Origin of the sequence: Microcella putealis (assembly GCF_004216575.1) — a bacterium.
In the GTDB taxonomy this organism is placed as follows: Bacteria; Actinomycetota; Actinomycetes; order Actinomycetales; family Microbacteriaceae; genus Microcella; species Microcella putealis.
In genome coordinates this window covers 373,340-394,180 of record NZ_SGWW01000003.1, presented here as the reverse complement: position 1 = coordinate 394,180, position 20,841 = coordinate 373,340, and the positions used below count along the sequence as shown (strand labels likewise).

The following is a 20,841-nucleotide window of genomic DNA, read 5'->3' as shown; positions in this document are numbered from 1 at the left end:
GTGCCCGAAGGAGACACCGTTCACCGCGCAGCCCGCCGGCTCGACGCCGCCCTCACCGGGCGGGTGCTGACCCGCTGCGACGTGCGCGTGCCGCAGCACGCGACCGTCGACCTCAGCGGCGAAACCGTCGAGGGCACGGAAGCCTTCGGGAAGCACCTGGTGACGCGCACGGCGACCACGAGCATCCATTCGCACTTGAAGATGGAGGGCGTCTGGCACGTCTACGCCCGCGGTGACCGGTGGCGGCGGCCCGCCTTCGAGGCCCGCATCGTGCTCGAGGCGGGCGAGGTGCAGGCCGTCGGCTTCGCGCTCGGCCAGCTCGACCTCGTGCCGCGCGCCGACGAGGGCACGCTCATCGACTACCTCGGGCCCGACCCGCTACGCGACGAGTTCGACCGCGCCGAGGCACTGGCGCGGCTCACCGCCGACCCCGATCGGCCCATCGGGCTCGCGCTGCTCGACCAGCGGGTCATCGCCGGGCTCGGCAACGACTACCGCAACGAGACGCTCTTCCTGCGCGGCGTGCTGCCCGAGACCCCCGTCGGCGCGACCGACGCCGCCGCCGCACTCGACCTCGCGGTGCGCCTCATCCGCGCCAATCGCGACCGCAACGAGCGCACGACCACCGGCGACACCCGTCGCGACAAGCGGCTGTGGGTCGCCCATCGCGACCGCAAGCCGTGCCGCCGCTGCGGCACCCCGATCAAGCGTGGGCTGCTCGGCGAGGACGCGCTCACCGAGCGCATTACCTGGTATTGCCCGAGCTGTCAGCGCTAGTCCGTTGGGCGCAGACGGGATGCACGACGCAGTTCGCGCATCCCGTCACCGCGATCGCGCGCTCAGTATCGGAAGAGGCTCTGCCAATTCAGACCGTCGGCGTCGGAAATCAACGCCAGTGACGTCGACGCGACGACAATGCGGCCACTGTCGGTGACTGTCAGCGCCTCGGGCATGATGGGCGATTCGCCGAGCTCTTGCCACGACACCCCATCGGATGAGGTGTGCAGCACCCCGGCGGTGTCGACCCCCACGATGCGCGGATTCACGGCATCACCGTCGGTGTTGGCCACGAGCACGAGGAGCGGCGCAGTCTCGGCAGGGGCAAAGGACGCCCCCGCATCGGCAGAAGCCATCAGCCCGTCGGGAGTCGTCGCCAGTAGCGTCGCACCATCCGGCGACCATGCCAGGCTGCGCACGGGCGCAACCGCGCCCGATTGCCAGCTCGCACCGCCGTCAGAACTCGACACCACGGCACCAGAGACCGAATCCCACCCCGCGACCGACGGACCGTGGGCCGCCATGGCGTGGAAGTCGACCTCGCCGTCTAGCGCGATGACCTCGGCAGCGCCATCCGCGCTGAGCGTCTTCACACCCAGATTGGCCGGGCCGGTCTCGTCAGGGGCCGGATGGCCGGAGAACAGGATGCGCCCCGCCGCGCGCACCATGCCCATCGCGTCTCCACGCCACGACCCGACGCGTTCGAGGGCCTGGGAGCCGTCGTCAGTCACGCTCGCGCCGTAGATGCCCGCGTGCGTCGCGACGCGAATCTCGCCCGTTGCCTCATCGACGTCGATCGCGTGCACATGCGTGACCGGCGCCGCAGCGTCGTCGAGAGAGACATCGCCGGTCGCTGGTGGCCCGGCGTCACTCGGCGTGCATCCACCGATGGCGAGAGCACCCGCGATGGTCAGGACGATCAGCGACGGAGTGCGAGCCGTCACCGGGCAAGCCACTCGGTCATGAGGTCGATCTCGGCCTGCTGCGCGGCAATCATGCCCTCGGCGAGCTCGCGAACATCCGCGTGCTGACCGTCATCGATCACGTCGCGCGCCATGTCGATCGCGCCCTCGTGGTGCAGGATCATCTGCTCAAGAAACAGCGTGACGGCCTCGTCGCCCGACGCCGCCCGCAGCTCGTCGAGCTGGTCATCGGTGAGCATGCCATCCATACCGCCATGACCGCCATGACCGCCCATGCCGCCCATTTCAGGCATGCCCCAGTCGTCGAGCCAGGCGCGCATCTGGGCAATCTCGGGCTCTTGCTCATCGGCGATCTGCTGCGCGAGCTCGCGCACCTCGCCGGGGAGCGCCTCTTTGTCGAGCATGATCGTCGACATCTCGACGGCTTGCTCGTGGTGCGGAATCATCATCTGCACGAACATCACATCTGCCGGCGAGACCGAGGCGTTGGCCGGGGATGACGCCGACGGTGCGTCGACCTGCGGGGTCGAACACGCGGCCAGCGTGGGGGTGAGTGCGAGGGCTGATGCCAGCGCGAGAGCGGTAGTGAAGCGCGTGGAGCGCATGAGAAAAACCTTTCCGTCAGGAGGGGATCGAGAGATGGAGGGGTGCCGAGCAGCGACTCGGCGGGGTCTCTCTTACTGGCGGATCACACTCAATTCTTCTCGGCACGGCGCCGTCGGCACGGCCTCGGTGTGCGGAGACACAGTGACGGCGTTCGCGGGTTCAGCGGCCGCAACGAGCGGCGCACCGGCGGGGGGCACGAGGCGCACAGACACGAACAGAGCCGTCAACAAAGCGGCGCAACTCATCAGAAGCGCGTCGTGACCCTGTGTCTCGCAGTCAGCGCAGGCCGCACCGGGCACCTCGTGATGGGCCCCGGCCTCAGCGACACCGTTCGTCTCCGCGACACTGTTGTTCTCGTGCGCGGCGACACTGTGCCCATGAGCAACGAGCTCGTGGCTTGCCCCGGCAGCGTGGTGCGACACCATCGCGACCCCCGAGACGGCCAGGGCAACGGCCAGAGCGAGTCGCACGACCCGCTCGATCACCCTGATACCCATGGGGGGTATGCTAGCAGGCTGCGCGTCGCCGCGACAGACGGATGCGCGTGGCTCAGCCCGCATCGACGTCGCGCACCGCGGCCGGTCGCCACGCGACGAGGCGCAGCACGGTCGCCGCGACGAGGCCGAGGGTTCCGGCGATGATCAGCGGAAGCCCGAGCACCTGCATGAGGCGCGCTGGCAGGAACGCCGCCGGGTCGTAGGTCGACGCCGTCTGCAGGGCGCTGAAGGCGAACTCGGCGGCGACGGTGAGCGCGATGCCACCGACCAGGGTGAGGGCTCCGACGGTCCAGAGGGCGCGCATCCACGGGTTGCCGACGACGATCACTTCAAGCGGTGCGCGACCGACGGCGACGGGCGCGGCGCCGGTGACGAGCACGGCCGGGTCGACCTCGGGGCCGCGAGGCGCCGACGTCTCGCGACGGGGCGGCAGTGCGGAGGCGGGTCGTGCGGTGGCGGGTGGTGCGGTCGTGGGCGGTGCGGTCGTGGGCGGTGCGGTTGTGGCGCTGCGCGAGGAGGGCGCCGGAAGGGCGGAGCCGTCGCCACCGCGCTGAAAGACGCGCGGATACCGCGGGTCAAGCGACGGGTCAGTCATGGCGGCTCCTCGGCGGTGGGCGAACGAGGCTCAGAGTAACCCGCCGCGCCGCGCGGTGTCCGAGCGCGCAGGTAGCCTCGCAGCATGCCGCGCACCCGCCCCCGCTTCGCGATCAGGATGCGCGTCGCGGCTGTCGCGGTTTCGCTCAGTGCCGCGCTCGGCGGCTGCGCCCTGCTGGCTGACGTCACCACTCCGACGACGGAAAGCGACGAGCGAGCCACCGGCGAGGTGGCGTCCATCACCGACGGCGACACGCTGCGCCTCGTCGTCAACGGCGAAGAGTTGCGGGTGCGTCTCACCGGCATCGACACCCCCGAGCTGCGCGAGTCGGAGTGTTTCGCCGACGAGGCACGCGACGCCCTCGCTGCTCTCGCACCGGTCGGCTCGCGCATCGCGTTCGAGTACGACGACGAGCGGCGCGACCAGTACGACCGAGAACTCATGTACCTGTATGCCGCCGACGGCACATTCATCAACCTCGCGCTCGTCGAAGGTGGGTACGCGCGCGAGCTGCACTACTCACCGAACTACCACTACCGCGATCAGATCGAGTCGGCCGAGGCCGCGGCGCAGGCCGCCGCCGCAGGCCTCTGGGGCGCCTGCTCGTAGCGGTGCCGGCGTCTTAGGCGGCTGAACTCCGCCGTCCGTTGTGGACGAGCCGAGCCTCGCCCTGAGAGCGTGACTACCGTCGAATGACGTGCATCCCCTTCTTACACCGACTCTCGGGCTAGTGATTCTGTCTATCGCGACGCTGCTGATCGGCAGAGCCGGACGCGACGGCGCCCTCGGGCGCAATCGCGCAGTGGGCATCCGAACGAGCGCAACCCTTGCGTCTGATGCCGCCTGGCTGGCTGCACACCGCGCCGCCGCACCCCTGGTTCAGAAGGCCGCCACTGTGGCTGGCACGCTCGCGGTCGTCGGCACCGCTGCCATGCTGTGGACCCCTCCGGCGTGGGAGGCCGCCGTCTTCCCCACCGTGGTGGTCATGGGCTACGCCGTACCGGTCGCGCTGCTCGTGCGCGCCATGTTCATCGCCGACCGCGCCGCGGCCGAGGCCGCGACCGTCGAGGGCGCGTAGCCGCGCACAGAGTGGGGCCGTGCGAGACCCGTCACCGGCCATCCGCCGCCCGGGCTGCCGGCACGCCGCACCCCGCGAGCGCACTCACGTTGCCACCCGCGCAGCCTCGCCCACGACCGGCAGGTCTGTGCCCATCGCCTGACTTCCTACTCCGGTGTAGGAAGTCCTACACCGGGGTAGGCGCCGCGGAGCGCGGGACACAGGGGCGAGGCGCGGGGCGGCGAGGCGCGGGGCGAGGCGCTGGGCGGGCCGCTGGGCGAGGCGCGGGGTGGGGGCGCGGGGTGGGGGCGCGGGGCGCGGCGTGGGACGCGGGGCGAAAGGCGAAAGGCGGCGGATAGTCGGAGGCGTTCGCCGTCGCAGGCACCACGCGGGAGCCGCACGCGCGCAACCACCCGGGCGAGCACGTCCGCGGGTAGCCCGCTCCTACGCCCCGAGCGGCCCGATCAGCTGCGGGCCGTCCCCGCGCAGCGGCGCCACGGCGTGCAGCTCGAGCCGCTCGAGCACCGCGTCGCTCTCGGCGACCATCGCGTCGACGAGCGACTGGTCACCCTCGACGGTCGGGTCGAGCCACTCGTCGACAACCTCGCGCGGCAGCATCACGGGCGCCCGATCGTGGATGCTCGCCGCCGGCCCAGCCGCCGCTCGCGTCAGAATCGTGGCCGTCAGAATCCATTCGGCGGGTTGCTGGCCGTCGGCGACCGGCGGGCGCCACCACGAGTAGAGACCCGCGAACGACAGCTCACCCTCGACAGGGTCGTGAATATAGTGCGGGGTCTTGACCGGTTTGCCGTCGACGCCGGTCGTCGTGTGCCACTCGTAGTAGCCGTCGGCGGGCAGGATCGCCCGCGAACGCACGAGCGCACCCGTGAACGTCGACTTCTCGCTCACGGTCTCGCTGCGGGCGTTGAAGGTCGGGTACTTGCTGGCGAGTTCTGTCGCCCAGCGCGGCACGAGCGACCAGCGCGCACTCGTCACGAAGCGGCTCGGCGGCACCTCGTCTGGGTCGGTCTTCGACAGGCGGTCGACGACGATCGGTACCCGCTGGGTGGGGGCGATGTTCCAGCTTGCGGGCAGGGCGACGGCGTCAACCTCGTCGGCCTCGAAGTAGCGGCCAAGTTCTTCACCGCTCTTCGTGTTCGCGTACCGGCCGCACATGTCGCGCGTTGCCTCAGACCTCGTAGTCGACGGTCGCGCGGTCGATCATGAGCGAGCGCACGATCGTGGCCGCCTCGATGTGCGCGGGGTGGTTGGCGTACACGGCGAGCGCCTCGCGGTCGTCGTGCTCACTGATGAGCACCGCGTGCCAGTTGGCCTCGAGCAACCCGATGTCGGCGCCGACGGTCAGCGAGCGCAGGCCCGGCACGACGCCGACGAGCGCTTCGAGCGGGGCGGCGAAGCGGCGAATATCTGCCGCGCGCTCGGCCTCGCTGGAGGCCAAACGGAAGAACACGACGTGCCGGATCATGCTGTCTTCTCCTTCAGCGCGGTGCGCAACCGCGTTTCGTCAACGCGCCAGATGGTGTGCACGGCGCCGTCGATCATGACCACCGGAATCTCATCCCAGTGCTTCTCATTCAGTGCCGCGTCGCTCGTAATGTCGCGCTCAACCAGCTCGGCCGCAGGCACCTCAGCGACGACCCGCTCGACGATCGGGCGGGCGTCGTCACACAGGTGACACCCCGGCTTCGTCAACAAGAGAACCTCGATGCGCGACACGGGGCCAGCCTACGCCCGTGCCTAGACTGGATGCTGATGGCCGCCCTCGACGACGACGCGACGCCGCCCGGCACTCCGCCGCGCGACGGTGCCGCGCAGCCACCGAGCGAGACGCCGATCATCGCCTTCTTCGACGTCGACAACACCCTGATGCGGGGCGCGAGCGTCTACCACCTCGGCTGGGCCGCCTGGAAGCGCGGCTACGTCACCTTCGGCGACCTGGTGCGCTTCACCTGGAAGCAGCTGCGCTTCATCGCCGTCGGCGAGAACCACGCGCACCAGTTGGCCGCGCGCGACCGTGGGCTCGAGCTGATCGCCGGGCACACCATCGCCGAGCTCGAGTCGCTGGCGATCGAGACCTACGAGACGCGCATTCAGAAGCTGCTACTGCCGGAGACGGTGGGGCTCGCCCGCGACCACCTCGACAAGGGTCACGAGGTGTGGCTGATCACGGCGACGCCGGAGGCCTGCGCGCGAGTGATCGCCGAGCGCCTCGGGCTCACCGGCGCAATCGGCACGCGCATCCGGGACGTCGACGGGGTCTTCACGGGTGAGCTGCTTGGCCACGTCATGCACGGCGCCGAGAAGGCGCTCGCGGCGAAAGAGCTGGCACTCGAAAAACACGCCCACCTCGACGACTGCTGGGCATATTCCGACTCGCGCAACGACATCCCGCTGCTCGAGTTGGCGGGAAACCGCGTCGTCGTGAACCCCGACGCGGCGCTCAAGCGGTACGCGAACGCGCGGAACTGGCCGATGATTACGGCGGGTGCGGCGAGCATCCGTGCGCAGCGTCGTCGCGTGCGTCGCGAAGCGCGCGCGGTCGCATAAGGCGCCCGCTAAGCGAGCACCTCGCGCCTGACGAATGGGTTAACGCCGAAGCGCCCCGCCCAAAGGCGAGGCGCTGGCTGTCGGGCGGATGCCCTACTTCTTGTTGCGACGCTGGTGACGCGTCTTGCGCAGCAGCTTGCGGTGCTTCTTCTTAGCCATCCGCTTGCGGCGCTTCTTGATGACAGAACCCATAAAAATCCTCTGGTCGTGCGGACGAACGGACTCACGGTCCGTTCAGACCGCGTCGATAACCGGGAGAGTCTATCGCAGGGCGACGGCGCGCCGCAGACGGCGAGTTTTTGCGGCCGTCAGCCGACGTCGCTGAGGCCCGGCGTGATCGCCTCGGCGACGGCCGATTCAGGGATGCGGAACGAGCGCCCGAAACGGATGGCGGGCAGATCGCCGGCGTGCACCATGCGGTAGACCGTCATGGTCGACACGCGCATCATCTCGGCGACCTCGGCCACCGTGAGGAAGCGAACCTCGGAGAGATCGCGGGCCATGGGTCGTCCGTTCATCGTGCGGGGCACCGCCCCGTAGGCGTGCATCGTGATAACGCTAGGGGCTGGTGTGACGGAAGTAAAGACACCCCGAAGGGGGGTCAGGGCGTGCTCAGTCGCGACGCCAGGGCAGCTTGCCCGAAACCTTTTCTTGCGCGTCGTGCAGCTTGTCGCCGACCGCGGTCAGGCGCTCTTGCGCGTCGTGGATAACACTGCGGGCCTGGTGTGACGCCTCGGCAGCAGCGCGGCCGAGACTGCTGGCGGCGCCCGTGAGATCGGCACCCGCCCACGCAGCGTAGGCGGCACCCCCGGCACCGGCCTCCTCGTCGAACTCGACGGAGAGGAACGGGATCATCCAGTCTTCGACGTCTTCGAGCGGGGTCGGGTCGAGACGGTAGTAGCGGTGCTGACCTTCTTCACGCACCTGCACGAGACCGATATCGCGCAGCACCTTCAAGTGCTTGGACACCGTCGGCTGCGTCGCGTCCATGCGGTCGACCAATTCACTGACCGCCAGCTCGCCTTCCTTGTTATCGGGCGACAGGGTCGCATCGAGGAGGTGCTGAAGCAGCTCGCGGCGCGTCGCGTCGGCGATCACGCTAAAGATGTCGGCCATGTCCCCAGGCTAGTTCAGCCGAGGCCGGGAGTACCATGGCGACCGGCCACAGGGGCCGAGGAGGCACAGAATGGCCGAACGCCGACGGGTGGGCGCGCTGGGGCGCGCGGCTCCCCAGTCGACGACCGCGCGCATCCAGGCATTTATCGATCGCCACCTCGTGTCGTCGCCCGCCCGATTCGCGATTGTCATCTTTACGGCGCTGATCCTGATCTTCACCTCCCTTCTCGCTCTGCCGATTTCGAGCGCGAGCGGCGAACCAACGCCCATTGCGGATGCGCTGTTCACGGCCGTCTCGGCCATTTGCGTCACCGGGCTGGTCACCCTCGACATGTCGACCCACTGGTCGGCGTTCGGGCACGGTGTCGTGCTGCTCGCCTTCCAGGTCGGCGGCGTAGGCGTCTTGACTCTCGCCAGCGTGATGGGGCTCATCGTGTCGCGTCGGCTCGGCCTGCGGGCGAAGCTCATGGCCGTCAACGATGCGAGCCAGTCGCGGGTCACCTCGGGTGCGGGCAACGACTCGCAGGCCATTCGCATTGGCGAGATCGGTGGGCTGCTCGGCACCGTCGCGCTCAGCACCCTCGTCATCGAGCTCGCACTCTTCGCCTCGATTTTTCCGCGGCTGCTGACCGCGGGCTTCTCTCTCTGGGATTCCGTTTGGCAGGGCTTCTACCTCGCGGCGTCCGCGTTCACCAACACCGGATTCGTGCCGCTGACGGACGGGATGGAGCAGTTTGTCTCCGACCCATGGATGCTGCTGACGATCGCTGTCGGTGTCTTCCTCGGCTCGGTCGGTTTTCCGGTCATCTTTGCGCTGTTCCGCCTCGCGCGGTTCCGGGCGCGGCTGGGCGTGCACGCCAAGCTGACGCTCTTCACCACGCTGGTGTTGATCGTGCTCGGCACGCTGCTGATCCTCGCGCTTGAGTGGAATAACGGCAGCACCATAGGCGGACAGGCGACCGTTGATCGGCCACTGAACGCCTTCTTCCTCTCGGTCATGACGCGGTCGGGCGGGTTCAGCCCGATCGACGTGGGCGCCATGAACGGCTCGACCCTGCTGGGCATGGACATGCTGATGTTCGTTGGTGGCGGCTCGGCGTCAACCGCGGGCGGCATCAAGGTCACCACGCTCGCGGTGCTGTTCTTGGCCGCCTTCGCGGAAGCCCGTGGCGTGAAAGACATGGAGGCCTTCGATCGGCGGATTCCGGTCGACGTGCTGCGCGTATCCGTGTCGATCGTGCTCTGGGGCGCGACGATCGTGGCCACCTCGTCGATCATCGTGCTGCACATCACGAAGGCACCGCTCGACTACGTGCTGTTCGACGTGATCAGCGCATTTGCGACCTGCGGACTATCGACGGGGCTCACGAGTAACGAGCTGCCCGACGCCGCGAAGTACACGCTCGCGGCAACCATGTGGGCTGGCCGCGTTGGTACAGTGACGCTCGCCGCCGCGCTCGCCGCGAGTCAGCGACGCCAGCTGTTCCGCAGAGCAGAAGAGAGGCCCATCGTTGGTTGAACGCATTCGGCACGACGCCCCCGTCATCGTGATCGGCCTGGGGCGCTTTGGAGCAGCCACGGCCGGCCAGCTCCAGCGGCAGGGCCGCGAGGTGCTCGGTGTCGACGAAGACCCCGTGCTCGTGCAGAAGTGGGCTGACCGCATCACCCACACTGTGCAGGCCGACGCCCGCTCGATTGACGCGCTTCAGCAGATCGGCGCGCAGGACTTCTCGATCGCCGTCGTCGCGACCGGGTCGTCGATCGAGTCGAGCGTGCTCATCACGGCGAACCTCGTCGATCTGAAGGTGCCGCAGATCTGGGCGAAGGCGATTAGCCAGTCGCACGGCAAGATTCTCGCCCGCATTGGCGCCAACCACGTCATCTACCCCGAGCGTGAGGCCGGCGAACGCGTCGCCCACTTGCTCTCTGGCCGCATGATCGACTTCATCGAGTTCGACGACGACTTTGTGCTCGTGAAGATGTACCCGCCGAAGGCGATTCGCGGGCTGTCGCTCACCGAGTCGCAGGTGCGCACGAAGTACAACATCACGGTGGTCGGCGTGAAGAGCCCCGGCAAGCCCTTCACCTACGCGACTGAGCAGACGGTGGTCTCGAACCACGACCTCATCATCTGCTCGGGCACCGAGCGCGATATCGACCGCTTCGCGTCGCTCGACGACTAGCTGCCGGCGGCCAGCTCGCGGGCTCGCGCGAGCGCGGCCTCAGCCGCCCGCGCGAACAGCCGATCGAGCTCGGCACCCTGCAACACGGCGACCGCGCGCTCGGTCGTGCCCTTGGGGCTCGTGACCTGGCGACGCAGTTCTTCGGGGTCGTCGCCCGACGCCTCGAGCAGACGCGTGGCGCCGATGAAGGTCTGCTCGGCCATGAGTCGAGCGACGTCCTCGTCGAAGCCCATCGCCTGCGCGGCCTTCGTGAACTCTTCGATCAGCAGAAAGACGTAGGCGGGGCCCGAGCCTGAGATGGTCGACAGGGCGTCGATCTGCGACTCGGGCAACTCGACGACGGTGCCGACCAGTCGGAAGAGGTCGTCGGCGAGTGTCAGGTGGGCGGCCGTCGCCCGAGATCCCGCGCTCACCCCCGTGACGCCGCGACCGACGAGCGACGGCGTGTTCGGCATCGCGCGCACGACCGGGTTCGGTGCGGCGGCCTCCATCGTGGCGGTCGTGATGCCCGCGGCGACGCTGATGACGAGCGCGTCGGCGTCGAGAGACGGCGCGAGTTCGGCAAGCACGTCGACGATCTGCGCGGGCTTGACGCCGAGCACGACGACGCCGGCCCCCTCAACGGCCCACGCGTTTGCGGAGCTGTCGTGCTCGATCGCCCGCGCATCCACCCCCTCGGCGCGCAGCGCCGCAGCCGATGCCTCGGAACGGGTGGTGACCCGAACCGGCACGGGGTCTGCGCCCTCGACGGGCCGCCGCAATCCGCTCAAGATGGCACCCCCCATCGAGCCGGTGCCGATGATCGCGATCGGGGGAAGGGGTGCTCGCTCGCTCATGCCACGAGTGTAGGTTGGGGGCACTCGAACGGGAGGATGCGGAATGACCGACCACGACGACCGCGAGACCACGTCGACCGCGGGCTCGGCAGCGAGCCCCGTCGACCCCGGCCAGGCGATGGCCATTCGCGAGGTGCTGATTGGCACGCCGGGGGTGCAGACCGTTGGCGAGGTGGTGGTGCACCGGCTCGACAAGGGTGGCCAGCTCGTCACGGCCACGCTCGGCTTCGGTCGGCTCACGCCCGTGAAAGACGTTGTTGCCGTGCTGACCGAGGTGAAGGCGGGCATTCGCGCCGCGTTGCCCGATGTGCGGGGCATCGTGGTCGAACCCGAAGTGGCGGGCCCGCGCACCGACGTCGACCCCCCGACCGACACGATCATCATCCGCGGCGCCGACTAGCGCGGAATCCCCCCGCTTCGTGAACGCTGCACGCTAGGCTTGCGACATGGAATTCCTCTACCAGTTCCTCCTCGTCGGCCACTTCATCGGCCTCGCCGCGATCGTCGGCCCGTTCCTCGTGCAGATGCGCAAGAACTCCGACTTCGCCATCGCCGCCGTCTTCGGCGGCGCCATCGTTCAGCTGGTCACCGGAATCCTGATGACCGGCGTCGGCGAGGGCCTCGACCGTGACTTCGACTACGCGAAGATCATCGTCAAGCTCGTGATCGCGGCCGTCGTCTTCGTGGCCGCCCTGCTCGGCTGGCTGCGCGCGCGCAAGGGCACCAACGACCGCTCGATCAAGCCGTTCTTCCACGCCGCGGGCGGCCTCGCGCTCGTCAACGTGGTGCTCGCCGTCTTCTGGTGATGAGGATGCGCGGCGCCGGCTTTCGGGTCAGCGTCGCGCGTCGAAGAACTCTCTGAGCAACGCTGCCGACTCGTCGGCCATGACACCGCCGACGACTTCGTCGACGCGGAACGGCAAGCGGCGCTCGCGGAGCAGGTCGACGACGCCTCCCGCGGCGCCCGCCTTGTCGTCGAAGGCGCCGAAGACGACGCGCGGAACGCGCGCGGCGAGAATCGCGCCGGCGCAGAGAACGCACGGTTCGAGCGTGACGACGAGCGTGCATCCGGTCAGCTGCCAGTCGCCGATCGCTGTGGCCGCCTCGCGCAGGGCGACCACCTCGGCGTGCGCGGTCGGGTCGTTCGTCGCCTCGCGCTCGTTGCGCCCTCGACCTTGGATGCGCCCACTCGCGTCGATCACGACGGCCCCGACGGGAACGTCACCGGTCGCCAGGGCCGCGTGCGCCTCGGCGAGCGCCTCGCGCATCGCCAGCCGGTCGGGCTCGGGCACCGCGGTCATGGGCCACCTCCGTTAGATTGAGCCTATGCGAGTGCACGTTGCGGACCACCCTCTGATCACCCACAAGCTCACGGTTCTCCGCGACGTGGCGACCCCGTCGCCGACCTTCCGGGCCCTGACAAGCGAGCTCGTCACCCTGCTCGCCTACGAGGCGACGCGGCACGTGCGTACGCACGAGGTCACGATCCAGACCCCCGTCGCCGAGACGGTGGGCCTCGCTATCAGTGAGCCGCGGCCGCTCATCGTGCCGATTCTGCGGGCGGGTCTCGGCATGCTCGAGGGCATGACGGCGCTGATGCCGAGCGCCGAGGTCGGCTTCCTGGGCATGGTGCGCAACGAAGAGACGCTCGAGCCGAGCGTGTACGCCGAACGCCTGCCCGACGACCTGTCGAACCGCCAGTGCTTCGTGCTCGACCCCATGCTCGCCACGGGTGGCTCGCTGCTGTCGGCGATTCAGTACCTCTTCGAGCGGGGCGCTCAAGACGTCACGGCGGTGTGCATCCTCGGCGCCCCCGAGGGCGTCGCCGCGGTCGAGAAGGCCGTCGAGGGGCACGACGTGACGCTCGTGCTCGGGGCGCTCGACGAGCGGCTCAACGAGCACGGCTACATCGTGCCGGGCCTCGGCGACGCGGGCGACCGGCTGTACGGCACTGCGGGATAACGGTCGCGCTGCCCCGGCATTGGTTGCGGAGCGTGACCGACGCAACTTGACGCTCTGCTCGCCCGAGCGAAATACTCAGGGCTATGACCGCGCCCGCTCACGCCCGTTCTGCCGCTTCGGCCGGGACGAGCGCGCGCATGATGATGCGCTCGGCGGTCAGCCCCAGCTGTCGAATGTGCTCCTGATGAGATCCGGCGCGCCCCGCTTCGTGGAGGCGCGCATCCATCACAATTTTCAAGGACGCATTCGACCATGAGTTTCGTACCCACTCCCCCCACCTCGGGTCCTGCCGCGACCGCGCCCGGGGTCAACCCGCAGCGCCGTCTCGCCGCGCAACCCCCGCAGACCGAGCCCCGCGGCTTCGTGCTCTACGTCGGCCTCGACGAGAAGAAGGCCGCGGCCGCCGGCATCGACCTCGGCCGTCTCGTCACCGAGCTGAAGAAGGTGACCAGCGAGCTGGCCCCCGCGGCCGAGACGCACGCTGCCGTCGCCCTCGCGCCCGTCGGTGCGGGCGGGCGCGACCTCGAGGTCGTGCGCCTCGCCATGCAAGACCCGGCTGCCCTGTCGCGCTACCGCGGTGAGACCGAGAAGACGCCCACCGACGAGGGCGTCATCGTCGACATCTCGCGCAAGCGCGTCGTGCTCGACGGTGAAACCGCCCAGCTCACCTACAAAGAGTTCGAACTGCTGCAGTACCTGGTGCTGCGCGAGGGCCGCACGATCGACCGACACGAGCTCATCTCGGCGCTCTGGGCTGAGGGCGTCGAGCACGAGGGCGAGGTGCCGAACGAGCGCACCATCGACGTGCACGTGCGGCGTCTGCGCGCGAAGCTCGGCGCGTACGAAGAGATCGTGCGCACCGTGCGGGGCGCGGGGTACCGCTTCGACCGGCACGCCGACGTGACGATTCGCTACGCGTCGACGCCGTCGCCCGACACGTTCTAGGCGGTCGGGCCGCCGTCACCGTCGGTGCGTTCGTCGCGCCGGTCACGGCCGTCGCGTTCGGCGACGAGGTGCTCGAGCAATTCGAGCTGGCGCCGGTTGATGTCGAGCAACTGCTCGATCTCGCGCGCCGCCGCGACGTTCGTCTCGTAGTCGTGTTGCGCGAGTGAGGCCGAGATCGCGTCTTGGCGCTTCGCGGCGATCAGAAGGATGGCGCCCTGCAGCCCGGCGAGCATGCTGAGGAACAGGTTCAGCAGGATGAACGGGTACGGGTCCCAGCGGATCTCCGTCGACTGCACGGCCGCCCACACGCTCATGAAGGCGAGAAACGCGAACACGAAGGGCCAGCTGCCCATGCCGTTGCGCAGCACATCGGCAGAGCGTTGCCCGAGCGTACGGTCGCTGGTGGTGCGGGTGTGCCAGTTGATGAGGGGACGCGTCATGTGGCTGACGCTAGGGGGCGGCGGATGCGCGCAGCAAGACCCCGGGTCGGGCGCAGCAGGTAGACGGCGAAGCGACTAACCGAGACGGTCGGCCCAATAGCCGGGTCGACGACGCTCGTGCGCGAACGCGAGAACGATGATCGCGTCAGCGACGACGACGTACTTGATGTCGTAGCGGAAGCCCGAGACACTCCTGGTGCGGACGGCAGGTATACGGGCGCGGCCCCGATGAATGGACCACGCTTCCGGATCGTCAATGATCGACCGCAGCGCGGTGTCGACCGCATCAAGGAACCGTTCGCCGAGTCCTTCACGCACCTCTTCGAGGTAGAGCACAGCGTCGCGAAGTTCGGCAGCAGCAGCCGGGTGCTGCCGCCACGAGCGGCTCACGCGCGACGCGCGGCGATTTCAGCGCGGAGTTGCTGGAGTTGGGCGGGGCCGTCGAGCAGCTCAACGCGGTTCTCGATTGTGTCGGAAAGCCGCCGAGCGATCTCGTCGTCCCACGCAGCGTCGATCGCACTCTGATCGGCGTCGATATCGCGGTCGACGCTCAGGCGCAGAAGCCGTGCTGCCTCGAGGCGCTGCTCGGGCGTCAGCGCATAGCCCGCCTCGACGTAGTCAGTCAGCTTCGGGTTCATGCGGGGAGTGTACGCCGCTCCTCCGACAATCGCGCTGCTCGTGTCACGAGGCCGCCGACGCTCGCGGGCGGCGGATGCGCGCGGCAAGACCCCGCCTCGGGTGAAGCAGGTAGACGGCGAAGAACACGATCGCGTTGACGACGACCACGGCGCCGCCGGAGGCGACGTCGAGGTAGTAGCTCGCGGCGACGCCGACGAGGCTGGAAGCGGCTGCGATGAGCGGGGCGATGACGAGCATCCGCTGGATGCGGTCGGTGAGCAGGCGCGCGGTGGCTCCGGGGATGATAAGCAGGGCGACGACGAGCACGACGCCGACGATCTGCAGGCCGACGACGGCGGTGAGGGCGAGGAGGCCGAGCAGCAGGGCCGAGAGGCGGCGGGGCGACAGGCCGATCGAATGGGCGTGTGCCGGGTCGAACGCGAAGAGCGTGAGGTCGCGGCGTTTCACGATGAGCAGGGCGAGGGCGACGGCGCCAATGACGGCGATCTGCACGAGGTCGGCGGGGCCGACGCCGAGGATGTTGCCGAACACGATGTGGCCGAGGTCGATCTGGCTCGGCACGACCGAGACGAGCACGATGCCGAGCGCGAACAGGCTCGTGAAGACGATGCCGATCGCGGCATCCTCCTTGACGCGCGAGGTGTCGCGCACGACGCCGATCAGCAGCACGGCGAGCAGGCCGAAGACGAGGGCGCCGACGGCGAAGGGGGCTCCGACGAGGTAGGCCAGCACGACGCCCGGCAGTACTGCGTGCGCGACCGCGTCGCCCATGAGGGACCAGCCGATGAGCACGAGCCAGCAGCTCAGAACCGCGCACACGACGGCGGCGATCGTCGTGGCGGCGAGGGCACGCAGCATGAACTCGTAGGTGAACGGTTCGAGGATCAGGTCGAGGGGGCTCATGAGCGACCCTCCCCCGGGTCGGCGGCGGGTCGTGCATCGGGTTGCGCGCCGCTCGCGGGCGGTAGACCGAACGCGCGGGCCAGCACCTCGGGCGCGAGCACCTCGGCGGGCGGGCCGTCGGCGACGATGCGGCGGGCGAGCAGCACGACGCGGTGCGCGCGGTCGCCGAGGGTCGCGAGGTCGTGCGTCGACACGAGCACTGTCGCGCCGGCGGCGGCGCGCTCGGCGAGCACGTCGGCGATGAGCTGCTCGCTGACGACGTCGACCCCGGCGTACGGCTCGTCGAGCAGCAGCACGTCGGCCTCTTGCGCGAGGGCCCGGGCGACGAACGCGCGGCGGCGCTGACCGCCCGACAGTGCCCCGATCGGCCGCTCGGCCAGCTCGCTCAGCTGCACGCGGGCGAGCGCGTCGGTGACGGCGGCGCGGTCGGCGGGCTTCAGGCGGCGGGTGAGCCCGAGGCGCCCGTACCGGCCCTGCGCGACAACGTCGGCGACGGTGAGCGGGAAGTCGGCGTCGACCCCGTCGGTCTGGGGCATGACGGTAACGCGTCCAGCGCGGCGCGCGGCGTCGGCGGTGCCACCGAGCACCTCGACGCGGCCCGTGTGGGGGCGGAGGCGACCCGTGATGGCGCCGAAGAGCGTCGATTTGCCGGCCCCGTTCATCCCAACCAGTGCCGTGACGGCGCCCGGCGCGATCGCGACGGTGACGTCGTCGAGGGCGGTCACGGCGCCGTAGCGCACCGTCACCGCGTCGAGGCGGATGCTCGCGGTCGCGCTCACGAGGCCGGCCCCGTTTCGGTCGGGGCTGTTCCGGTGAGGCCCGCCGCGATCGTGTCAGCCGCGTGCCGCAGCAGGGCGAGGTAGCTGGGCACAGGCCCACCTGCCTCGGAGAGCGAGTCTACGTAGAGCGTGCCGCCGTAGCGGCTGCCGGTGTCGGCGACGACCTGCAGCATGGGCTCGTTCGACACGGTCGACTCGCAGAAGACGGCCGGCACATCGCGCTCGCGCACGGTGTCGATGACGGCGGCGACACGGCGCGGGGTGGCCTGCTGGTCGGCGTTAACGGGCCAGAGGTAGGCCTCGTCGAGGCCCAGGTCGCGGGCGAGGTACGAGAAGGCTCCCTCGCAGCTGACGAGCACGCGTTCGGCGGGCGGCACCGCGTCGAGAGCCGTGGCAAGGTCGGCGGCAACGGCGTCGAGTTCGGCCGAGTAGGCGGCGGCGCGCTCGGCGTAGTGCTCGGCGCCCGCGGGGTCGAGCTCGGTGAGAGCGTCGGCGATGCGCTTGACGTAGTGCTGGCCGGCGAGCGGAGACATCCACGCGTGGGGGTTCGCCTCGGAGGTACCGGCGATCGGGACGGGGTCGAGGCCGTCGCTGAGGGTGACAGCGGGAGCGTCGACGTCGGCGATGAACTGGGCGAACCAGGCCTCGAGGCCGAGGCCGTTCTCAAACACGAGGTCGGCGCCGCGGGCCTGCCGCAGGTCGCCGGGTGTCGGCTCGTAGCCGTGAATCTCGGCGCCGGGACGGGTCACCGACCGCACCTCGACGCGGTCGCCCGCGACTTCGCGCACCATGTCGGCGATGACGGTGAAGGTCGTGAGCACGAGCGGCCGCTCGCTGCCGTCAGGGGCAGTGGATGCTGTGCCCGCGTCGTCCGCGCTCGTTTCGGATGCACCGCCCGGAGCGCACCCGCCCGCCAGCGCGACGAGCGCGGCGGTCGCGACCGCGAGAATCCGACGCTGATTTTTCGGCACACCGAAAAATGTACTCGAGCGACGCTGAGTGCGCGATCGGCCGTTGCTCAGGCGCGGGGCGCGTTGCTGACCTGCCGGAGGGCGGTTTCGATCGCGACGTCGAAGCCCAGGGAGTCTTCGGCGCCCATCGCTGTCGTCGCGAGGGCGTGGGCGCGCGCGTGCGGGTCGGGAGCCTGAGCCGCATCCGCGAGCGCCGGGACTGCGGCTTCACCCAGGTAGAGCAGCGCGTCGGTGAGGGCGCGTTGCACGGGCCAGTCTCCGACGCCGAGGTGCGTGGTGAGCGTCTCGGCGAGGGCGGCTCGCTCGCCCTCGGGGGCGAGCCGACTGGCCGCACGCCAGGCGGTGCGGGCAACGCCGAGATCGGGGTTGTCGATCAGCTCGGGGGTGATTGACGGCCAGGCTCGGCCGTCGCCGATCTTCGACAGAGTGTGCAGCGCCTGGCTCTGCGCCTGCGGATTCGATGAGGCGAGTTCGGCGGTGAGGGCCGGGAGCGAGACATCGGGGTCCTGGCGCAGCAGCGCCCACGTGAGCGTCTCGCGCACGGTGAGGTCGGTGTCGATCGCGCACTGGGCGACAAGCACCGGCACGTAGGAGTCGCGCGGGTGCGTGCCGGCGGTGAGCGCGGCCTGCTGGCGGGTCGATGCGGCGGGCGCGGCGAGCGCCTCGGCGAGGCGGGCGGCGGCGGGGTCGGCCGGAACGGAGGGCATAGCCCCATCATCGCGGGGTCGTCTGAACCCGACGTCGACGCGAGTTCGTCGATATCGGAGGTGCGCATCCGCTTTCAGCAGATTCATCAAAAAATAACGATTCTGCAACTAGACACCGTTACCTCGTCGTTATACATTGATCTCAGCGTCTATCGTTTGCTGTGGCGAGGGACGCAACATGTGATTGCAGGACACTCTTGGTGCAAGGGAGAGGCCCGACCGTTTGCCTCAACGGTCGGGCCTCAATCACGTTAACGGCAGTTCGTGACGCCCGACGATCGCGCTTACCCATGCGGGTGAATAGAGTTAGCCCATGGTGGACAAGTCGGTTGCCGTGGATGCGTGGGAAGCGCTCTTCCGCGCCCAGGTCTCGGTGCTGCGCCAGCTGAGCGCCGAGTTCCCGACGACCGAGATCTCGTTCACCGAGTACGACGTGCTCTTCAACCTGAGCCGCGCACCCGAGCGCAGCATGCGCATCCGCGACCTGATCCCCCACCTGCTGCTCAGCCAGCCGAGCGTTAGCCGCCTCATCGACCGGTTGACCAGCCGCGCGCTCGTCACCAAGCAGACCGACCCGAAGGATGCGCGGGGCACCATCGTCACGCTCACCGACTCTGGCTACGCCCTCTTTCGCCGCGTGGCCGTCGCGCACGCCGACTCGATTGCGCGTCGCGTGGGCGGCGCACTCGAGCCCGACGAGTTGGCGCAACTGACCGCGCTGTGTCGGAAGTTGCGCGACGCGAGCGCCTGAGCATCCGCACACTGCGGGCGCCTCAGCGTCCTGAGATCGCACCCGCAGTCGGGGCTTTCTTTCGGGCTGTCGCCCTAACGTTCTCGGCATGGCCGCTGAGAGCTCCCCGACCATTGTCTGGTTGCGCGACGACCTGCGGGTCGCCGACAACCCCGCCCTGACCGCCGCCGTCGAGCGCGGCCGCGACGTCGTGGTCGTGTACGTGCTCGACGACGAGAGCCCCGAGGTGCGGCCGATCGGCGCGGCCAGCCGCTGGTGGCTGCACCACAGCCTCACCGCCCTCGCCACCGAGCTCGACGTGCTCGGCGCTTCGCTCACCCTGCGCCGCGGCCCCGCCGAGAAGGTCGTCATGGGGCTCGTCGACGAGACCGGCGGCGACGCCGTGCACTGGAATCGCCGCTACGGAAAAGCCCGCGAGGTGGATGCGCGCCTCAAGTCCGCGCTGAAAGATCGCGACATCGAGGCGGTCAGCCACGCCGCCAACCTGCTGTTCGAACCGTGGACGGTGAAGACCGGCTCGGGCGGGCCCTACGGAGTGTTCACGCCGTTCTGGAAGTCGTGTCTCGCGCGCGACGAACCGCGGGCGCCTCTCGACGCGCCCACGAGCATCCCGGGTCGCCGCGTTGACGGCGACAGCCTCGACGACTGGGGGCTGCTGCCGACGACGCCCGACTGGGCGGGCGGCATGCGCGACGAGTGGACGCCCGGCTCAGTTGGTGCCCACGAGCGGCTGGAGCAACTCGTCAAGGTGCGCCTCGCCGACTATCACCGCCGCGACGAGCCCGGCCTCGACGCCACCAGCCAGCTGAGCCCCCACCTGCGCTTCGGCGAGGTCAGCCCGTTCGAGGTGTGGCACCGGCTGCGCGACGGGCTCTCGGGCCTCGCCGCGAAAAACCACGCGAAATTCTTGAGCGAGATCGGGTGGCGCGAGTTCTCGTACCACCTGCTCTTTCACCACCCCGACCTCGCCACCGTCAACTACCGCCGCGAGTTCGACGCCTACCCGTGGAACGACCCCGCAACCGCCGGCCTTGAGCGCTGGCAGAAAGGCCGCACCGGCATTCCGATCGTCGACGCGGGCATGCGCCAGCTCTGGCACATCGGCTGGATGCACAACCGCGTTCGCATGATCACCGCCAGCTTCCTGACGAAGAACCTCCAGATCGACTGGCGCGCGGGCGAGGAGTGGTTCTGGGACACGCTCGTCGACGCCGACGAGGCGTCGAACGCCGCCTCGTGGCAGTGGGTCGCAGGATCGGGGGCGGATGCGGCGCCGTACTTCCGCGTGTTTAATCCGGTGCTGCAGGCGCAGAAGTTTGACCCGCGCAACGAGTACGTGGCGAAGTGGGTACCCGACGAGGGCACGGACGACTACCCCGCGCCGATGGTCGATCTCAAGGAGTCGCGGCAGGCGGCGCTCGACGGGTATGAGGCGGTCAAGGCGGCGAAGGCGCGCGCCTCGTAATCGCGAGGGGCGCGTGAACCCGCGCCGCGCATCCGGCGATCGTGCGTGAGAGAGCCCTCATGAAGTTCGCGCCGAGAATGAGAGAGCACTCACGCACACCTCCTTGTCGTCTCATCGGCCG

The 20,841-nt window shown here is 69.4% G+C and carries 32 protein-coding genes; 12 read left to right on the top strand and 20 right to left on the bottom strand.

Translation table 11 applies throughout. The features are described 5' to 3' along the window. Positions 1-777, top strand: a complete 777-nt coding sequence (locus tag EV141_RS09345; protein WP_130485675.1) for a DNA-formamidopyrimidine glycosylase family protein — start codon at positions 1-3, stop codon at positions 775-777. A 62-nt stretch (positions 778-839) separates the two neighbouring features. On the opposite strand, the gene EV141_RS09340 is transcribed toward EV141_RS09345, so the two are convergent. From EV141_RS09340 to EV141_RS09325, 4 genes are all read right to left on the bottom strand, one after another. Further along, positions 840-1,721: a WD40/YVTN/BNR-like repeat-containing protein gene (locus EV141_RS09340; RefSeq protein ID WP_130485674.1), complete on the bottom strand. Its 882-nt coding sequence runs from the start codon at positions 1,719-1,721 to the stop codon at positions 840-842. Further along, the gene (locus tag EV141_RS09335; RefSeq protein ID WP_130485673.1) at positions 1,718-2,305 is read right to left on the bottom strand and encodes a DUF305 domain-containing protein; all 588 of its coding nucleotides are present in this window, start codon (positions 2,303-2,305) and stop codon (positions 1,718-1,720) included. Before EV141_RS09335 ends, EV141_RS09340 begins: the two co-directional genes overlap by 4 nt. 72 nt (positions 2,306-2,377) lie before the next feature. Continuing rightward, positions 2,378-2,803, bottom strand: coding sequence for a hypothetical protein (locus EV141_RS09330; protein ID WP_130485672.1), 426 nt, complete (start codon positions 2,801-2,803; stop codon positions 2,378-2,380). 52 nt (positions 2,804-2,855) lie between these two features. Next, positions 2,856-3,398 carry a hypothetical protein gene (locus EV141_RS09325; RefSeq protein ID WP_130485671.1) on the bottom strand — a complete coding sequence of 181 codons (543 nt, stop codon included), beginning with the start codon at positions 3,396-3,398 and terminating at the stop codon, positions 2,856-2,858. Positions 3,399-3,482: 84 nt separating this feature from the next. Here EV141_RS09325 and EV141_RS09320 point away from each other — a divergent pair, with 84 nt between their 5' ends. Further along, on the top strand, positions 3,483-4,007 hold the full coding sequence (locus EV141_RS09320; RefSeq protein ID WP_130485670.1) for a thermonuclease family protein: 525 nt from the start codon (positions 3,483-3,485) through the stop codon (positions 4,005-4,007). Positions 4,008-4,128: 121 nt separating this feature from the next. Next, on the top strand, positions 4,129-4,476 hold the full coding sequence (locus EV141_RS09315; protein WP_157985539.1) for an SdpI family protein: 348 nt from the start codon (positions 4,129-4,131) through the stop codon (positions 4,474-4,476). A gap of 423 nt (positions 4,477-4,899) precedes the next feature. Here EV141_RS09315 and EV141_RS09310 read toward each other — a convergent pair whose 3' ends face one another. The 3 genes from EV141_RS09310 to EV141_RS09300 are packed head-to-tail and all read right to left on the bottom strand — an operon-like array spanning position 4,900 to position 6,192. Continuing rightward, on the bottom strand, positions 4,900-5,631 hold the full coding sequence (locus EV141_RS09310) for an SOS response-associated peptidase (RefSeq protein ID WP_130485668.1): 732 nt from the start codon (positions 5,629-5,631) through the stop codon (positions 4,900-4,902). Between the two features lie 13 nt (positions 5,632-5,644). Then, positions 5,645-5,941, bottom strand: a complete 297-nt coding sequence (locus tag EV141_RS09305; RefSeq protein WP_130485667.1) for a Dabb family protein — start codon at positions 5,939-5,941, stop codon at positions 5,645-5,647. Then, complete coding sequence (locus EV141_RS09300; protein ID WP_130485666.1) at positions 5,938-6,192, bottom strand: glutaredoxin family protein; 255 nt, start codon at positions 6,190-6,192, stop codon at positions 5,938-5,940. The genes EV141_RS09305 and EV141_RS09300 overlap by 4 nt, the downstream gene beginning before the upstream one ends. Before the next feature lie 36 nt (positions 6,193-6,228). On the opposite strand from EV141_RS09300, the gene EV141_RS09295 reads away from it, so the two are divergent. Continuing rightward, complete coding sequence (locus tag EV141_RS09295; protein ID WP_130485665.1) at positions 6,229-7,023, top strand: HAD family hydrolase; 795 nt, start codon at positions 6,229-6,231, stop codon at positions 7,021-7,023. Positions 7,024-7,116: 93 nt separating this feature from the next. Here EV141_RS09295 and EV141_RS09290 read toward each other — a convergent pair whose 3' ends face one another. The 3 genes from EV141_RS09290 to EV141_RS09280 all read right to left on the bottom strand — a co-directional run bounded on the left by EV141_RS09290 (position 7,117) and on the right by EV141_RS09280 (position 8,139). After that, positions 7,117-7,215: a 30S ribosomal protein bS22 gene (locus EV141_RS09290; protein ID WP_003792170.1), complete on the bottom strand. Its 99-nt coding sequence runs from the start codon at positions 7,213-7,215 to the stop codon at positions 7,117-7,119. Positions 7,216-7,331: 116 nt separating this feature from the next. Next, a complete protein-coding gene (locus tag EV141_RS09285) occupies positions 7,332-7,526 on the bottom strand; it encodes a helix-turn-helix domain-containing protein (protein ID WP_130485817.1) in 195 nt (64 codons plus the stop codon). Positions 7,527-7,635: 109 nt separating this feature from the next. Then, entirely contained in the window at positions 7,636-8,139 is a 504-nt protein-coding gene (locus EV141_RS09280) for an ArsR/SmtB family transcription factor (RefSeq protein WP_130485664.1), read from the bottom strand. 70 nt (positions 8,140-8,209) lie between these two features. On the opposite strand from EV141_RS09280, the gene EV141_RS09275 reads away from it, so the two are divergent. Together EV141_RS09275 and EV141_RS09270 are read left to right on the top strand one after the other, a co-directional pair. Continuing rightward, positions 8,210-9,658 (top strand): TrkH family potassium uptake protein, encoded by a 1,449-nt coding sequence (locus tag EV141_RS09275; protein WP_130485663.1) that lies wholly within the window; start codon positions 8,210-8,212, stop codon positions 9,656-9,658. Beyond that, positions 9,651-10,322: a potassium channel family protein gene (locus EV141_RS09270; RefSeq protein WP_130485662.1), complete on the top strand. Its 672-nt coding sequence runs from the start codon at positions 9,651-9,653 to the stop codon at positions 10,320-10,322. The genes EV141_RS09275 and EV141_RS09270 overlap by 8 nt, the downstream gene beginning before the upstream one ends. Here the strand turns inward: EV141_RS09270 and proC are convergent. After that, entirely contained in the window at positions 10,319-11,158 is an 840-nt protein-coding gene (gene proC, locus EV141_RS09265) for a pyrroline-5-carboxylate reductase (protein ID WP_130485661.1), read from the bottom strand. The genes EV141_RS09270 and proC overlap by 4 nt on opposite strands. A 43-nt stretch (positions 11,159-11,201) precedes the next feature. On the opposite strand from proC, the gene EV141_RS09260 reads away from it, so the two are divergent. Both EV141_RS09260 and EV141_RS09255 read left to right on the top strand, forming a co-directional pair. Further along, complete coding sequence (locus tag EV141_RS09260) at positions 11,202-11,558, top strand: cation diffusion facilitator family transporter (protein ID WP_130485660.1); 357 nt, start codon at positions 11,202-11,204, stop codon at positions 11,556-11,558. A 46-nt stretch (positions 11,559-11,604) separates the two neighbouring features. Next, positions 11,605-11,964, top strand: coding sequence for a hypothetical protein (locus EV141_RS09255; protein WP_130485659.1), 360 nt, complete (start codon positions 11,605-11,607; stop codon positions 11,962-11,964). 27 nt (positions 11,965-11,991) lie between these two features. Here the strand turns inward: EV141_RS09255 and EV141_RS09250 are convergent, their stop codons facing one another. Continuing rightward, complete coding sequence (locus EV141_RS09250; protein WP_241969197.1) at positions 11,992-12,459, bottom strand: nucleoside deaminase; 468 nt, start codon at positions 12,457-12,459, stop codon at positions 11,992-11,994. A gap of 25 nt (positions 12,460-12,484) precedes the next feature. Here EV141_RS09250 and upp point away from each other — a divergent pair, with 25 nt between their 5' ends. Continuing rightward, a complete protein-coding gene (upp, locus tag EV141_RS09245; RefSeq protein WP_130485658.1) occupies positions 12,485-13,120 on the top strand; it encodes a uracil phosphoribosyltransferase in 636 nt (211 codons plus the stop codon). A gap of 97 nt (positions 13,121-13,217) precedes the next feature. On the opposite strand, the gene EV141_RS12515 is transcribed toward upp, so the two are convergent. After that, positions 13,218-13,346 (bottom strand): hypothetical protein, encoded by a 129-nt coding sequence (locus EV141_RS12515; RefSeq protein ID WP_260437766.1) that lies wholly within the window; start codon positions 13,344-13,346, stop codon positions 13,218-13,220. Between the two features lie 26 nt (positions 13,347-13,372). Here EV141_RS12515 and EV141_RS09240 point away from each other — a divergent pair, with 26 nt between their 5' ends. Beyond that, on the top strand, positions 13,373-14,065 hold the full coding sequence (locus EV141_RS09240; RefSeq protein ID WP_130485657.1) for a winged helix-turn-helix domain-containing protein: 693 nt from the start codon (positions 13,373-13,375) through the stop codon (positions 14,063-14,065). On the opposite strand, the gene EV141_RS09235 is transcribed toward EV141_RS09240, so the two are convergent. The 7 genes from EV141_RS09235 to EV141_RS09205 all read right to left on the bottom strand — a co-directional run bounded on the left by EV141_RS09235 (position 14,062) and on the right by EV141_RS09205 (position 18,504). Continuing rightward, a complete protein-coding gene (locus EV141_RS09235; RefSeq protein ID WP_241969196.1) occupies positions 14,062-14,505 on the bottom strand; it encodes a DUF1003 domain-containing protein in 444 nt (147 codons plus the stop codon). The genes EV141_RS09240 and EV141_RS09235 overlap by 4 nt on opposite strands. Positions 14,506-14,580: 75 nt before the next feature. After that, positions 14,581-14,895, bottom strand: a complete 315-nt coding sequence (locus tag EV141_RS09230; protein WP_130485656.1) for a type II toxin-antitoxin system RelE/ParE family toxin — start codon at positions 14,893-14,895, stop codon at positions 14,581-14,583. Further along, positions 14,892-15,143 (bottom strand): addiction module protein, encoded by a 252-nt coding sequence (locus tag EV141_RS09225; protein ID WP_130485655.1) that lies wholly within the window; start codon positions 15,141-15,143, stop codon positions 14,892-14,894. The genes EV141_RS09230 and EV141_RS09225 overlap by 4 nt, the downstream gene beginning before the upstream one ends. A gap of 43 nt (positions 15,144-15,186) precedes the next feature. Further along, entirely contained in the window at positions 15,187-16,047 is an 861-nt protein-coding gene (locus EV141_RS09220; RefSeq protein ID WP_130485654.1) for a metal ABC transporter permease, read from the bottom strand. Beyond that, complete coding sequence (locus EV141_RS09215; RefSeq protein WP_130485653.1) at positions 16,044-16,826, bottom strand: metal ABC transporter ATP-binding protein; 783 nt, start codon at positions 16,824-16,826, stop codon at positions 16,044-16,046. Before EV141_RS09215 ends, EV141_RS09220 begins: the two co-directional genes overlap by 4 nt. After that, complete coding sequence (locus tag EV141_RS09210; protein WP_130485652.1) at positions 16,823-17,797, bottom strand: metal ABC transporter substrate-binding protein; 975 nt, start codon at positions 17,795-17,797, stop codon at positions 16,823-16,825. The genes EV141_RS09215 and EV141_RS09210 overlap by 4 nt, the downstream gene beginning before the upstream one ends. Positions 17,798-17,844: 47 nt before the next feature. Then, entirely contained in the window at positions 17,845-18,504 is a 660-nt protein-coding gene (locus EV141_RS09205) for a HEAT repeat domain-containing protein (RefSeq protein WP_130485651.1), read from the bottom strand. Between the two features lie 313 nt (positions 18,505-18,817). Between EV141_RS09205 and EV141_RS09200 the strand changes: the two genes are divergently transcribed. Continuing rightward, entirely contained in the window at positions 18,818-19,255 is a 438-nt protein-coding gene (locus tag EV141_RS09200; RefSeq protein ID WP_130485650.1) for a MarR family winged helix-turn-helix transcriptional regulator, read from the top strand. A gap of 88 nt (positions 19,256-19,343) precedes the next feature. Further along, positions 19,344-20,720, top strand: coding sequence for a cryptochrome/photolyase family protein (locus EV141_RS09195; protein WP_130485649.1), 1,377 nt, complete (start codon positions 19,344-19,346; stop codon positions 20,718-20,720). Positions 20,721-20,841: the final 121 nt, after the last annotated feature.

Bases quoted from the DNA above. Each gene is read 5' to 3' on its own strand.
- EV141_RS09335 (WP_130485673.1), bottom strand. From the start codon at position 2,305: ATGCGCTCCACGCGCTTCACTACCGCTCTCGCGCTGGCATCAGCCCTC.
- EV141_RS09235 (WP_241969196.1), bottom strand. From the start codon at position 14,505: ATGACGCGTCCCCTCATCAACTGGCACACCCGCACCACCAGCGACCGT.
- EV141_RS09260 (WP_130485660.1), top strand. From the start codon at position 11,202: ATGACCGACCACGACGACCGCGAGACCACGTCGACCGCGGGCTCGGCA.
- EV141_RS09310 (WP_130485668.1), bottom strand. From the start codon at position 5,631: ATGTGCGGCCGGTACGCGAACACGAAGAGCGGTGAAGAACTTGGCCGC.
- EV141_RS09305 (WP_130485667.1), bottom strand. From the start codon at position 5,941: ATGATCCGGCACGTCGTGTTCTTCCGTTTGGCCTCCAGCGAGGCCGAG.
- EV141_RS09220 (WP_130485654.1), bottom strand. From the start codon at position 16,047: ATGAGCCCCCTCGACCTGATCCTCGAACCGTTCACCTACGAGTTCATG.
- EV141_RS09330 (WP_130485672.1), bottom strand. From the start codon at position 2,803: ATGGGTATCAGGGTGATCGAGCGGGTCGTGCGACTCGCTCTGGCCGTT.
- EV141_RS09285 (WP_130485817.1), bottom strand. From the start codon at position 7,526: ATGGCCCGCGATCTCTCCGAGGTTCGCTTCCTCACGGTGGCCGAGGTC.
- EV141_RS09240 (WP_130485657.1), top strand. From the start codon at position 13,373: ATGAGTTTCGTACCCACTCCCCCCACCTCGGGTCCTGCCGCGACCGCG.
- EV141_RS09200 (WP_130485650.1), top strand. From the start codon at position 18,818: ATGGTGGACAAGTCGGTTGCCGTGGATGCGTGGGAAGCGCTCTTCCGC.
- proC (WP_130485661.1), bottom strand. From the start codon at position 11,158: ATGAGCGAGCGAGCACCCCTTCCCCCGATCGCGATCATCGGCACCGGC.
- EV141_RS09255 (WP_130485659.1), top strand. From the start codon at position 11,605: ATGGAATTCCTCTACCAGTTCCTCCTCGTCGGCCACTTCATCGGCCTC.
- upp (WP_130485658.1), top strand. From the start codon at position 12,485: ATGCGAGTGCACGTTGCGGACCACCCTCTGATCACCCACAAGCTCACG.
- EV141_RS09325 (WP_130485671.1), bottom strand. From the start codon at position 3,398: ATGACTGACCCGTCGCTTGACCCGCGGTATCCGCGCGTCTTTCAGCGC.
- EV141_RS09205 (WP_130485651.1), bottom strand. From the start codon at position 18,504: ATGCCCTCCGTTCCGGCCGACCCCGCCGCCGCCCGCCTCGCCGAGGCG.
- EV141_RS09250 (WP_241969197.1), bottom strand. From the start codon at position 12,459: ATGACCGCGGTGCCCGAGCCCGACCGGCTGGCGATGCGCGAGGCGCTC.
- EV141_RS09320 (WP_130485670.1), top strand. From the start codon at position 3,483: ATGCCGCGCACCCGCCCCCGCTTCGCGATCAGGATGCGCGTCGCGGCT.
- EV141_RS09195 (WP_130485649.1), top strand. From the start codon at position 19,344: ATGGCCGCTGAGAGCTCCCCGACCATTGTCTGGTTGCGCGACGACCTG.
- EV141_RS09295 (WP_130485665.1), top strand. From the start codon at position 6,229: ATGGCCGCCCTCGACGACGACGCGACGCCGCCCGGCACTCCGCCGCGC.
- EV141_RS09275 (WP_130485663.1), top strand. From the start codon at position 8,210: ATGGCCGAACGCCGACGGGTGGGCGCGCTGGGGCGCGCGGCTCCCCAG.
- EV141_RS09225 (WP_130485655.1), bottom strand. From the start codon at position 15,143: ATGAACCCGAAGCTGACTGACTACGTCGAGGCGGGCTATGCGCTGACG.
- EV141_RS12515 (WP_260437766.1), bottom strand. From the start codon at position 13,346: ATGGATGCGCGCCTCCACGAAGCGGGGCGCGCCGGATCTCATCAGGAG.
- EV141_RS09290 (WP_003792170.1), bottom strand. From the start codon at position 7,215: ATGGGTTCTGTCATCAAGAAGCGCCGCAAGCGGATGGCTAAGAAGAAG.
- EV141_RS09280 (WP_130485664.1), bottom strand. From the start codon at position 8,139: ATGGCCGACATCTTTAGCGTGATCGCCGACGCGACGCGCCGCGAGCTG.